Here is a 12,315-nt window from a genome sequence, read left to right as displayed (position 1 = left end):
GATCGATTGCCGAAGGTCGAATACGACAGCCACGAGATCGTGCGCCGTGTCTCCACGACCAAAGCCTATGTCAGCTTCAAGGGACGTCTTTGGAAAGTCCCGCAGGCTTTCCGCGGTGAGCGCCTTGCCATTCGCCCATTGGCAAACGGTGCGCAATACGGGGTCTTCTTTGCCGCACACCAAGTCGCTATCATCGACTTGGCGAGCGGAAAAAGTGTCGGCTATGTCCCCGAACACCCGTCGGTCATGTCCCCGGGCTGAACACCTGACCAAACGATCCAGTATTCCAGAGACGCCGGAGTCGTCGCTGGTGAGCCTCCGGAATACTCGACGCACCGCATATGCGGCGCATCGAGGCCGAGGTGACGATCACCTCAACGGCATCCATCGAAACAGGTGTGCGACGCTCTGGCGGCGAAGCGCGATCAACCGCAATGGGACGTGTCGCCCGAAGCCGCCGACCTCTGCTGGAGATGAACCAGCGCCCTTCGGCCCATATAGGTCAGCTCGCCCAGCGACGTCTTTCCGGCACGCGCGGCCAGGATCAGCTGCTCGGCGATGAACCTGCGGCTCTCATGGTCACCGCCGCTCGGCAGGACGGCGCAGACCTCGTCAAGCACAACGTCCATGTTGGCCTGGGTACGTTCGTCGAAGTCGCTCATGGCTTGTCCTCGAATGCCGCAAAGCTTACGCCCGGCGGCGTGATGCGTACAGAACTGATGCAGACTTGAAGTCCGAGCACGGTCCAGAAGTGAATACGGCTTCCGTCAGACCGCGATCGGCGACTTAGATGCACCGCGATTTGGCGGGGTATCAAAAGTGCCCCGGCTCCCAGACGTTTCATTCCAAAAATGTCCTGCGGTATCGGGAGCGGCGTGACCGCTCGCGGCCCGCGGCGACTTGCTGATTTCCGATAGCTCGAAATAAAGCAGCATGGCTTACATTCATCATCTCATGTTGAGCGCGCGGCCTTTTGGTGCGGCTTTTATAACCACCAGTGCTTATCGACGACATCACATGTCCGCCATTGCGACGCCTGATGTCTCGGATCAGCCGTCACTGCCGCAGAACCCGTAAGGCTACGGACCCCGATAAACCTAGGTATAGGTCCCGCATACCTTTCCATATCGGCCGCTTACCTCGGTACAATTGAGACATTAACCACGTGCACCTAACCTTTTGCGCAATTGAGCAAAGCTGATTGCAGGCAACAGACGTTCGCACGCCGCGCGATGGGATTTTGAAAGATCTGGCCCTGCTTCGATATCCAGCCCGAGAGGTGATTGCCTCAATGACGGTCTCTCCGAACATCGCGCTGTTCATCGACGGCGCCAATCTCTACGCCACGACCAAGACACTCGGCTTCGATGTCGATTACAAGCGCCTGCTGAAGGAATTCCAGACCCGCGGCAACCTGCTACGCGCGTTCTACTACACCGCGATCATCGAGGATCAGGAATATTCCTCGATCCGCCCCTTGGTCGACTGGCTCGACTACAATGGCTACACCGTCGTCACCAAGGCGACCAAGGAGTTCATTGACGCCAACGGCCGCCGCAAGGTGAAGGGCTCCATGGATGTCGAACTCGCGGTCGATGCCTTGGAGCTCGCCGAGCACATCGACCAGATGGTGCTGTTCTCCGGCGACGGCGATTTCCGCCCGGTGGTGGAAGCCGTCCAGCGCCGTGGCGTGCGCGTTACCGTCGTATCGACGATTTCCAGCCAGCCGCCGATGGTCGCCGACGAGCTGCGGCGCCAGGCGGATGTCTTCATCGATCTCGTGGAGTTGCGGCCCAAGGTCGCCCGCGAGCTGCCCGAGCGCATGGCCGCGCGCGAATCGCGCACGCAGGCGCCGCTGTAACCAGGCTGGCGGTGCTTCAGCTCTGCCATTCGGCAAGGTGAAGAAAGCGTACGGCTAGAGTGTTTTCGAGCGAAGTGGGGACCGGTTCGCGTGAAGAAAACGCGTCAAAACAAGAATCTAGAGCTCCGGTTCTGATTCAATCAGAACCGGAAATGCTCTAGCCGCGCGTGCGCAGCGCGGTGTCGAGGCACTCGATCAGGTGTGGTGCCGCGAAAGGCTTGGCGAGGAAGCCGACGGCGCCGGCCTTCATGGCGCGGGCGCGAACGCCCTCGTCTGGAAACGCCGTAATGAAAATGAACGGTGCCCGGTAGCCGCGCGCGCGCACGCTCGCAAGCAGATCGAGGCCGCTCATCGTCGCCATCTGCACGTCGGCGATCACGCAATTCGTCTCATCGAGATGGCTTGAGGCCAGGAACTCCTCGGCCGAGGCAAAGGTGTGAACGACATAGCCGCGCGACAGCAAAAAGTTATTGGTCGCGACGCGGACCGACGCGTCGTCGTCAATGACCGAGATGACCGAAGGCGCAGGCAAAACGACCCTCCTGGGGCGGGAAGGCGCCCTCACAAGCATGGTCGCCCAGGCAAAAAGTGGGCTCACGCGCCGTGATTGTAAAATCATACTTAGGTTTGTACGCCGGACGGGCGTTGCGGGCGGATGCCGAGCGCCTCGGTCATCCTGATCAGCTCGGCGAGCGACTTCGCGTGCATCTTCTTCATGATATGCCCGCGGTAGATCTTGACGGTGATTTCGGCAAGCCCGAGCTCGGCCGCGATCTGCTTGTTCATCAATCCAGATGCCACGAACGCCAGCACCTCGCGCTCCCGCGGACTCAGCGTCTCGAACAGGGCCTGCAGGCCTGACACGGTCTTCTCGACCTCGCGCCGTTTGCGGTCCCGCTCGATCGCGGTCCGCACGGCGTCGAGCAGGTCCTGGTCGCGGAACGGCTTGGTGAGAAAATCGACGGCCCCGCCCTTCATCGCGCGCACCGTCATCGGAATGTCGCCATGCCCGGTAATGAAGATGATGGGGATGTGAACGTTGGCCTTCGCAAGCTCGGCCTGCAGGTCGAGCCCGCTCAGTCCGGGCAGGCGGATGTCGAGCACCAGGCAGCTTGCGACCTCCGGAAGCCGCGTCTTCATCAGATCCGGCGCCGAGCCGAACGCCTCGACCTTGAGGCCGACCGACTCGAACAGATTAATGAGCGCCCGGCGCACGGAGATGTCGTCGTCGATGACAAAGACCATCGGCTCCGCGGCCGGCTGATCGCCTGCGTTGTTGGCCGGCTCCTTGTGGGCCGACGTATCACCGCCTGGTTTGGGCCGATCGTTCACGCCGCATCCTCTTGATGCAGCGGCAGCACGAATTGAAACGTCGCGCCGCCCTCCTCGTTGCGGACCACCGACAGGCGTCCCGCGTGCGCCTCCACGATCGAGCGGCAAATTGCAAGCCCCATGCCCAGGCCGCTGGACTTGGTGGTGAAGAACGGCGTGAAGATGCGCTCAGCATCGGCTTCGCAAATCCCGGTGCCGGTATCGGCTACCCTCAGATACACCCGGCCCAGATCATCCTGGCCGGAGCGGATCGCGAGCCGGCGCGGCCGCTCCTTGACGGATTGCATCGCTTCGATCCCATTCATGACGAGATTGATGATCACCTGCTGCAGCTGGACCCGGTCACCGTAGATGCTGGGCAGGCGAGGTGCCAGCTCCATCCGCAATGAAACCTCGTTTTTCGCAAGCTCGCGCTGCACCAGCGCCATCGCCTCCCGCACGAGCGCGTTGATGTCGAGCAACGCCTTCTCGGTATCGGTCTTGCTCGCCAGCGCCCGGACCCGCCGGATCACCTCGCTTGCGCGATTTGCGTCGTCGACGATCCATTCCACCGAGCGGCGCGCAGCGGCAAGATTGGGCGGGCTGCGGCCGAGCCAGCCCAGGCACGCCTCCGCATTGGCGATCACCGCCGCAAGCGGCTGATTGATCTCGTGCGCGATGGAGGCGGTCAGTTCGCCGAGCGTCGTGACCCGCGTCACATGCGCAAGCTCGGCCTGCGCCTTGCGCAGCGCCTGCTCGGCCTGGTCGGCGCGGATGACCGCGGTAAGGTCGGTCGAGACACCGCGATAGCCGAGGAACTTTCCGGTAGCATCGAAGAACGGTTTGCCGCTGGTCCGCACATAGATGGGCGCGCCCACGCTGCTCTGCGTTCGGTACACCAGATCGCGGAACGGAAGATGAGCGTCGAGGGTTGCGCGATGCTCGCGCCATTTCTCGGCTTCCGCATCGGTCGCGAGCTCCCAGCGCATCCGGCCGAGCACGCTGGCTGCCAGAACACCGGAGTTCCGCGTGTGTTCCGAGAGCTGCGTGACCCGATGGTCGGGGCCGGTTTCCCACAGCCAGTCGGAGGCCGTCTCGGCATAGTCGCGGAATCGCTGCTCGCTCTCACGCAGCGCAACCAGCGTCTGCTCGAGCTTCTCCCGGGCGACATATTGCTCGGTGACGTCCATATGCGTGCCGATGAGCTCGCAGACCTCGCCATCGGAATCCAGCACGGGATGCGTCAGCGAATGCACGCGCTTGACCGAGCCGTCCGGAAGAGCAATGCGGAAATCGAATTCGATCTCGCCGTCCTTCTGCTTCACGGCGCGGCGGATCACCTCGGTTTGCAGCTCGAGGTCCTCCGGCGGAATGCGATCCTGGATCGCTTGCGCCGGCACGTTTTCGTCCGGATCGAAACCGAACAGGCGGAAGAATTCGGCCGAGCGGTAGATGAAGTCGCGGCGGCGCACATCCCATGCCCAGCTCGAGGTATGGCTCAGGCGCTGCGCTTCGGCGAGATAGGCTTCGCTTCGGCGCAGCTTCTGCTCCGCTTCCTTGGCGACCGTGATATCGGTCACGGCGCCGACGAATTCGAGATGACCGGCTCCGTTGATTGCGGCGCGCGCCAGCGCGTGGACGTGCTTCACCTTCCCGTCCGGCAACAGCAGCCGGTATTCGTGCTCGAAATCGCTATGCTCCCGCGTGGCGCGCACGATCACAGCCCGCACGTCGGCGCGATCCTCGGGGTGCGTGCGCTCGACGACGAGCTTCGTGCTCGGCGGCGTCGCCGGATCGTAGGCGAATATCCGGAACGTCTCCCTCGACCAGTAGATTTCGCCGGTAGCGATATTCCAGCCGAAGCTGCCCGTCCGGCTCAGTTCCTGCGCCTGGGCAAGAAGGACCTCGCTCCGCTGCAGGGCACCCTCTGTCGCCTTGCGCTCGGTGATGTCTTCGCAGGCGATCAGCACGACCAGACGGCCGTCCGAGCGCCGCATGGCCTTGGCGTTCTCACGCACCCACAATAACGAGCCATCGGGCCTGATCTTCTGGATTTCCCATGTGTGAGATTGTCCGAGACTTTCCAGGCAGACGGCGAGGCACTTGCGAACGAGGTCGTGCTCGCCCGGCAGAAACACCCTGAGCACCGACTGACCGACGAGATCCTGGACCGTGTAGCCGAGTTGCGTGGCGCCGAAGGTGTTGACGTTCAGCACCAGGCCTTCGGCGTCGACCATGAAATACATGACCGGATTGTGCTCGAAAACCGCCCGCCATTGCTGATCGCTCTCCTGCAGGGCGATGTAACGGCGCTTGAAATCGGCTTCTGCCGCACGCGCGATCTCCCTTTCCCGGCGGACATGTCCGATCAGGCGCGCCGCAACCAGTGCCGTTAGGAAGAAGGCGGCCAGCACGAAGAGGTGGTGCGGGTTATCGACCGCGACGTGAAACACCGGCGGTGCAAAGAAATAGTCGAGGCCCGCCACCGCGAGCAGGGACAGCAGCACCGTCGCAACGAAGCTGCCCATCAGCGAAAGCAGGAGTAGCACGATAAGGCAGGCGAACGCGGCGGTAGCGAGGTCAGCATGCAAGCGGGCGAGAGTCAGGATCACCAGGGCCAGCGCAAGGCCGCCGAGAACGAGTTGCGCGGCCAAACCTCTGACGCCCATGGTCTGGTTTTGCTGCATGCTCAGACCGTTCCGGCCCACCCGCTCCAGATTAGAGCACTTGCGCAAAAAATCGGCAATTCGTTCAAAAGTGGTTGGAGACTGATCGGGATCCAACCAGCGCGTCGGCATGTCCGATGTTTTGCGTAGGTGCTTACCGCCGGTACCCGAGGGAATACAGAGCAGGTGCACAAACCTTGGTATAGGACTGCAAACCCTTTCGATATCTCCCGCTTACCTCCGTACAATTGAACCGACCTACGCAGCGCCGTAGCCTCATACGCGATCGGGAAGCGGCGTTGCAGGGTGGTTGCGCTTAGATCCTGCAGCAGCGTCCCGGGACGAAGGTCCGCCGGCCCATTCCGCCCGCGGCTTTGGGAGGCGGCACATGAGAGTAAAGCTCTGCGCCCGGTGCCCGTATACGCCGCGCGACCTGGCGCATCACTACGACCCCGAAGCCGCGCTCTATGCATGCGCGACGTGCGACGACGAGCAATATCCATGGGCGATCAGGTGGAAACGGACATGCTTGACAGAGATCGACAGCTCCAGCGCAGCCGCGCCAAGCGTTGCGCCATTTGCGACGGAAAATTCGGCCTTGTCCGCTATTATTGCTCGCGGACCCCGCTCTGTTCCAGAAAATGCGTCGACCACTTCAAGGCGCGGCGCGACAACGACACCAGATGGCTGTGGCGCGTTCGCGTCGCCTGACAACATCGGCGAACGCGATGCCGATCAATTCTCCCTGCCGCGGGCCTTCATCGATCGGGAGACGGTTTGCTGAACCAGCGGCGCAAACATTTGCTGCAGGATTGCCTGCTGGTGCTGATCGTGCTGCTCGTCGGGCTCATCTGCCTGCTTGCCATTCCCGCACCGGCGCAGGAGGCTTTCCTGCCCGCTGACGAGCCAGGCCACGCCGAACGGCACCATCCGCCGCAGGACCAGGCGCTGCACGAGAAATTCTATTCGACCTGGCGCATGCCCGACAATCCGGCTGTGAGCTGCTGCAACAATGCGGATTGCTACCCGACCGACATCGAATATGTCGACGGCCGGCTCTATGCGAAGCGCCGCGAGGACGGCAAGTTCATCCTCGTGCCGCCGCAGAAGGTGGAGCGGAACAGGGACAATCCCGACGGCAGAAACCATCTCTGCGCGCCGCCGCCCAGCCTCACCTCGCCATCCGATACGGTCTATTGCTTCGCCCTGGGAGGCGCGACATGAACTTCGTGCTGGTCAATGGCAGGACACCATTCCGCGAAAGTTTCTGTGGGCTTTGCTGCGAGCGAATAGGCCATGACGGCTATGTGCGGGACATTCGGACCCGATTCTGCTACTGCAATACCAATTGTTACCGATTTCACAGCGGCAGCGCCTCCCTTGTGATATTTGAGGAGTGCGCGAAAGCATCATGAACGGTGCTTCCGCCCATTGAAAGTGACTGGCTTCCGCCATGAAGTTCATATTGGTGAACCACAGGAGCCCGCTCCAGATCTCGGCCTGCACCGAATGTGCCCGACCGCTCGGCACGGGTTATCTGCGCGAAGTATCGTCGCAGCGGCAATATTGCGGCCATGATTGCTACTTGCGCTACCAGACCAATAGTCTGTTCATGCCCTGGTTGAGCGCTGAACACGGCGACCGCTTGCAAGCGGCGACCTGGTCGACGACGCCCTACGTCGCCTCCTGCGAGCTGATGACGACGTTCGCCGCCGCCACCTGCTGGTATGCGATCTCACTTTCCAAGGCGGCACTGCGCGTCAGCGAATTGATGGCGACGGAAAGCTTTGGGCCGTTCTCGGGCCGCGACTGACGACTTGCGCGCAGCGACCGCCCCGAACGCACGGGTCGCAGCGGCTGGGATCGATTGGCTACCCTTTTTACCCACCCACCGTCCCGTCGCAAAGTGTTAGGCTCGAGGCGTCGATGAGCCTTTCCCTCAGAGGGATACATGAGACGGCGCGATTTCATCACAGCACTTGGTACTGCACCTACGTGGCCACTCGCGGCCCGGGCGCAGCAACCGGCGAAGATGAAGCGGATCGCTTTCGTTCACTCGGCAGGCGACATCAACCGAATAAGCGTGAGGGGTCCGCCCTTTTACCGAGCTTTTTTCGAGGAGCTAAATCGCCTTGGCTACATCGAGGGCCACAACCTCGGGGTGGACCGGTACTCAGGTGAAGGGCGAACCGAACACTATGCCGAACTTGCCCGCGATGTCGTCAACACGCATCCCGACCTAATTTTAACGGTGGGCGCTCGTCTATCGTTGGATTTCAAAATGGCGACGACAACGATCCCGCTTGTGACGATGATCATCGATCCGATCGCCCTCGGACTTGTGGCAAGCATCGCACGGCCAGGCGGCAATATCACAGGCATTGCTATCGCTGGGGGATTGGAAATCATCGGAAAGCGTATCGGGCTGCTGGTCGAGGCGATGCCAAAACTGGCCAACGTCAGTTACCTAGGATCGCATCCGTTCTGGGAAGATCCACGAGGCGCGACAGTGCGCGAGGCAGCCAAACGGGCAGGCATTTCGTTGTCGCCGACTATGCTGAGCACTTTTGAAAAGGCAGAGTACCAACGCGTCTTTAGATCAATGGAACAAGATCGAGCGGACGCGTTCATGGTGTCTGATGAACCCGAGAACGCCATCAATCGTGAGATGATTGTCGAATTGGCCGCGAAACACCGAATTCCTGCAATGTATCCGTTCCGCGATTATGTTGAAGCCGGCGGACTGATGGCTTATTCGAGCGACCTAGCGGACACTTCTCGCCGCCTTGCCAACCTCGTCGATAAAATCCTTACAGGTGCCAATCCGGGGGATATTCCTTTCTATCAGCAGACCAAATTCGAGCTGGTCATCAATCTCAAGGTTGCGAAAGCGCTTGGCTTCGAGATGCCAGCGATGCTGCTCGCCCGTGCCGACGAGGTGATCGAGTGATGTCGCTTATTGGCCATCGCTGGCTGATGGGTCCCCGCTCGGAGATCAGCGTTCCGATCTCCGGAAATTTGCGCGCCAACAATGGTGCTGCGCTGCTTGCGGCGGGCGCCTTCATCGATTTTCTGGCCAACGAATTTGCGCCCGAGCCGCCCTGGGATCGCGGCCTCATTCAGGGCGCGCAATCAGGCCTTAGCCTTGCGCGACGTCAGCGTCTTCGTTTTCGCAGACGCTCTTGCGGCCTTGCCACCGGACCGCGGATCGGGCGCAGTTTTCGCAATCGTGGTCCGCGGCTTCGCGGCAGCGCTGAGGAGACCGGCGCTGTCTTCCTTCAGCGCATGTTCGACGCAACCTCGGATGTGCGAGACCATGATCGATTGCGCGCGCTTCCAGTCGCGGACAAGCGCGCTCTCCAGCAGAGCCTGATGCTCGCGCGACGCGATCTCGCCGCGAAACACCACGGCGATCATCTGATAGCGAAGGTAGCGATCATAGGCCGCGGCATGCGCGGCGAGAAGCACGTCCGACCCGCACGCCGAGATCAGGGAGTGGTGAAAGTCCCAGTCGCACTGCTTCCACAATTCCTGGTCCTGGCGATGCCCCTCCAGCATGCGTTTTTCCATGACCCCCAGCTTGTGGTGCGCGGAAACCACGCGGCCTTCCCAATCGAGATCACCCGCGATGAAAGACTGCTCCAGCGCATGATTCTCGAGCAGGAGGCGGAGCTCAGCAACCTGGCGGAAGTCCTCGGCCGATACCGGCGCCACCTCGAAGCCGCGCTGCCCCTCGGCCACGATCAACCCTTCTGCGCACATCCGGTTCAACAGCTCGCGCAGCGTCGGAATCGAAGTGCCATAGCTTTCGCTGACGCGCTCCAGCCTGAGCTTCTGGCCTGGAGCCAGAGCGCCGAATATGATGTCGGAGCGAATCCGGCGATATGCTGATTCTCCGATGGTCTCCGTGGTCTGGGCTTTCGTCAGCACGTTGGGCCTCTCATCAGGGCGAAATCTAGCATGTTTGAGACTACCCGCATCGCTCAATCCGACGGCATGGAAAAGTTGTCCAGCACGCCGGCGGCATCCATGGCCGCTCGCCAGGCGAAGACGATGGCCGGTCCGATCATCGTCCCCGGTCCCGGGTAGGTCCCCTTGAAGATCGAGGCGGCATCCGTGCCCACTGCGTAGAGGCCCTTGAGCACGCCATCGCCCGGCCGCAGAACGCGTCCGCGCGCGTCAGTCCGCAGGCCGGCGCTGCTTGCGAGATCCGTGGGCCAGACCGCGACTGCGCAATAGGGGCCGGGCCCCAATCGGCGCAGGCACGGATTGGGCCGGTTTGCGGGATCGCCGTTGAAGCGGTTGAGCTCGCTCGTTCCACGGCCGAACTCTTCATCGATTCCGGTTTCGGCGTAACGGTTATACCGCTCGATCGTATGCGTCAGCGCCTCGCCGTCCACGCCGATCTTCGCAGCCAGCTCAGCGATGCTGCGGCCCTCGTGGAGATAGCCGGCTTCGACGAAGCGGCTGAGGTCGCGCGTCCCTGGATGAACCAGGCCAATTCCATAGTCCCGGATGAATCTTCGGTCGCAGATGAGATAGGCCAGTACGCTGGCCGGCGAACGGTTCGATCGAAGCATGGCCTGCACGAAATCATGATAGGAATCGGCCTCGTTGACGAAACGCCGACCGCTTGCATCCACCGCCAGCAGTCCCGGCTTGGCGCGATCGAGCATGATGTGTGGAAATACCGAGAGATGACCGTCGCTCTGCGTCATGATCGAGCTCGGCATCCAGAGCGCCGGGCTCTCCAGCTCGCACTCGATCTCTGCGGATGCGCGTTCGCCGGCGAGGATGCCGTCGCCGGTGTTCGATTCGGGGCTAAGCGAATAACGGCGGGCGTTGTCCGGAAGAAGCCGCTCACGCAGCTCATTGCTCCAGCCTATCCCGCCGGTCGCCAGCACGACGCCCTTTCTTGCGCGCAACGCGAGTTCGCCGGTCGGCGTGGTCAGGACGGCTCCAACAATTTCGTCTCCCACCGTAACCAGGTCCTTCAGGGCGGTCCGATAGCGAATATCGACGGCGCGTTGTCGCAAGTCATGGAGCAGTCGTCCGACCAAGGCATTGCCCATGATCAGGCGGGTCCCGCGCGCATAGCTGAGCCGGTCCCGCGCTTGCCTGGCCAGCAGGCCGAATGCATGCCTGAAGTTGCCCCACGACCGGAACGGCGCGAGCAGTGCGGGAATATCAGTCTTGCCGACCATCATGCCGCCGAGCACCATGAATTCGCGCCGTGGCGGCCGCACACGGTCGAAGTCGGGACCAAGCAGCCTGCCGTCGAACGGAACTGCGGCAAGCGCGCGACCGCCTTTCGCAGCGCCCGGGAGATTCCGGTAGTCCGGATGGACAGGCGGCGGCGCGAACACCACGCTGGTCCTTTGTTCGAGATAGTCGAGAACGGCCGGCCCCGAGGCAAGATAGGCCGATAGCCGATCATCGAATGCGGGCTCGCGCAGCACGCCGGCGAGGTAGCTTTTCGCCGCTTCGATCGTATCAGCAACGCCTGCCGCTTCGCTTTGACGGCTGCCGGGAATCCAGACCGAGCCCGCCGACGTTGCCGTTGTTCCACCGACCGTGTCGGATTTCTCACACAGGATGACCCGCAATCCTTCAAGTGCGGCGACGAGCGCGGCCGTCATGCCGGCAGCACCGGCGCCGACGACAAGCAGGTCCGTCTCGCTGTCCCAGCGTCGATCGTCGGGTGCAGGCATCCGGTCTCGCTTCGCTGCGGTCTACAAAAACCCGATGGAAATCCAGGGCACGAACGCTACCAGCAGCAATCCGATGAGAAGCGCAACGAGGTAGCCGACGATCGGCTTCAATCCTTCGTCCGGATGCACCCTGCTGATCGCGCAGGCCCCCTCCCGGATTGGAATTGTTGATTGATGGTGTGCGATCAGGCCTTGCCGGCCTTCGCCAGATCGGCGAGCGCATCGATGGCGAGCACATAGCCTGTGGCGCCGAGCCCCGCGATTACGCCGGTGACGCCGTGTGACATCAGCGACTTCTGATACATGGGCTCGCGCTTGTGGATGTTGGTGATGTGGACCTCGACCTTCGGCCCATCGAACATCTTCAGCGCGTCAAGCAGCGGGATCGAATGAAACGAGAGTCCGGCGGGATTGATGGCGACGCCGATCTTGGTCCCGCGCGCCTCGTGCAGCCAGTCAATCAGGGTCGCCTCGGAGTTTGATTGGCGGAAGTCGATCTCAAGGCCGTGCTTCTTCCCCTGCTCCACACATCGCTTCCTGATGTCTTCGAGCGTGTCGCGCCCGTAGATCTCGGGCTCGCGCACGCCGAGCAGGTTCAGGTTGGGTCCATTGAGGACCAGGATCGTTCCCGCCATCCAAATCTCCTCCCGCCCTGCCAACGGGCCTGGGCTTTGTATGACGGATGTCTAAACATCATATAAATGCAAAATCAACAGATGATTGTTGGTCGAATTGCACGCTCTCGGGAGGAGGCTGACTGCGGGCG

Annotated in this window: 12 protein-coding genes and 1 pseudogene; 6 read left to right on the top strand and 7 right to left on the bottom strand. The window is 61.9% G+C overall.

What is annotated here, in order from left to right:
• Nucleotides 1-261: pseudogene (locus tag A3AI_RS44345) on the top strand (IS481 family transposase); the annotation flags it as partial.
• A gap of 164 nt (nt 262-425) precedes the next feature.
• On the opposite strand, the gene A3AI_RS44340 reads toward A3AI_RS44345, so the two are convergent.
• Nucleotides 426-662: a hypothetical protein gene (locus A3AI_RS44340; RefSeq protein WP_024520473.1), complete on the bottom strand. Its 237-nt coding sequence runs from the start codon at nt 660-662 to the stop codon at nt 426-428.
• A 629-nt stretch (nt 663-1,291) separates the two neighbouring features.
• On the opposite strand from A3AI_RS44340, the gene A3AI_RS0137685 reads away from it, so the two are divergent.
• The gene (locus A3AI_RS0137685; protein WP_024520472.1) at nt 1,292-1,861 is read left to right on the top strand and encodes a LabA-like NYN domain-containing protein; all 570 of its coding nucleotides are present in this window, start codon (nt 1,292-1,294) and stop codon (nt 1,859-1,861) included.
• A gap of 157 nt (nt 1,862-2,018) precedes the next feature.
• On the opposite strand, the gene A3AI_RS0137680 is transcribed toward A3AI_RS0137685, so the two are convergent.
• The 3 genes from A3AI_RS0137680 to A3AI_RS0137670 all read right to left on the bottom strand — a co-directional run bounded on the left by A3AI_RS0137680 (nt 2,019) and on the right by A3AI_RS0137670 (nt 5,859).
• Nucleotides 2,019-2,393: a response regulator transcription factor gene (locus A3AI_RS0137680; RefSeq protein WP_024520471.1), complete on the bottom strand. Its 375-nt coding sequence runs from the start codon at nt 2,391-2,393 to the stop codon at nt 2,019-2,021.
• Between the two features lie 89 nt (nt 2,394-2,482).
• On the bottom strand, nt 2,483-3,106 hold the full coding sequence (locus tag A3AI_RS0137675; protein ID WP_051382699.1) for a response regulator transcription factor: 624 nt from the start codon (nt 3,104-3,106) through the stop codon (nt 2,483-2,485).
• An 83-nt stretch (nt 3,107-3,189) separates the two neighbouring features.
• A complete protein-coding gene (locus tag A3AI_RS0137670) occupies nt 3,190-5,859 on the bottom strand; it encodes a PAS domain S-box protein (protein ID WP_245287041.1) in 2,670 nt (889 codons plus the stop codon).
• Nucleotides 5,860-6,226: 367 nt separating this feature from the next.
• Between A3AI_RS0137670 and A3AI_RS48395 the strand changes: the two genes are divergently transcribed.
• The 4 genes from A3AI_RS48395 (at nt 6,227) to A3AI_RS45625 (ending at nt 8,788) form a co-directional block, all read left to right on the top strand.
• Nucleotides 6,227-6,622: a hypothetical protein gene (locus A3AI_RS48395; protein ID WP_156928125.1), complete on the top strand. Its 396-nt coding sequence runs from the start codon at nt 6,227-6,229 to the stop codon at nt 6,620-6,622.
• Complete coding sequence (locus tag A3AI_RS0137660; RefSeq protein ID WP_024520467.1) at nt 6,616-7,062, top strand: hypothetical protein; 447 nt, start codon at nt 6,616-6,618, stop codon at nt 7,060-7,062. The genes A3AI_RS48395 and A3AI_RS0137660 overlap by 7 nt, the downstream gene beginning before the upstream one ends.
• Nucleotides 7,063-7,291: 229 nt before the next feature.
• Nucleotides 7,292-7,651 (top strand): hypothetical protein, encoded by a 360-nt coding sequence (locus A3AI_RS0137650; RefSeq protein WP_024520465.1) that lies wholly within the window; start codon nt 7,292-7,294, stop codon nt 7,649-7,651.
• A gap of 138 nt (nt 7,652-7,789) precedes the next feature.
• Nucleotides 7,790-8,788 carry an ABC transporter substrate-binding protein gene (locus A3AI_RS45625; protein ID WP_084801175.1) on the top strand — a complete coding sequence of 333 codons (999 nt, stop codon included), beginning with the start codon at nt 7,790-7,792 and terminating at the stop codon, nt 8,786-8,788.
• Between the two features lie 182 nt (nt 8,789-8,970).
• Here the strand turns inward: A3AI_RS45625 and A3AI_RS0137640 are convergent, their stop codons facing one another.
• From A3AI_RS0137640 to A3AI_RS0137625, 3 genes are all read right to left on the bottom strand, one after another.
• Nucleotides 8,971-9,765, bottom strand: a complete 795-nt coding sequence (locus A3AI_RS0137640) for a GntR family transcriptional regulator (RefSeq protein ID WP_036051203.1) — start codon at nt 9,763-9,765, stop codon at nt 8,971-8,973.
• A 56-nt stretch (nt 9,766-9,821) separates the two neighbouring features.
• Nucleotides 9,822-11,549 carry an FAD-dependent oxidoreductase gene (locus A3AI_RS0137635; protein WP_024520462.1) on the bottom strand — a complete coding sequence of 576 codons (1,728 nt, stop codon included), beginning with the start codon at nt 11,547-11,549 and terminating at the stop codon, nt 9,822-9,824.
• Between the two features lie 185 nt (nt 11,550-11,734).
• Nucleotides 11,735-12,184, bottom strand: coding sequence for a type II 3-dehydroquinate dehydratase (locus tag A3AI_RS0137625; protein WP_024520461.1), 450 nt, complete (start codon nt 12,182-12,184; stop codon nt 11,735-11,737).
• Nucleotides 12,185-12,315: the final 131 nt, after the last annotated feature.

This window comes from Bradyrhizobium sp. Tv2a-2, from assembly GCF_000472425.1.
GTDB lineage: Bacteria > Pseudomonadota > Alphaproteobacteria > Rhizobiales > Xanthobacteraceae > Bradyrhizobium.
The sequence above is the reverse complement of the archived record's forward strand: the minus strand, read 5'-3'. Positions and strand labels throughout refer to the sequence as shown.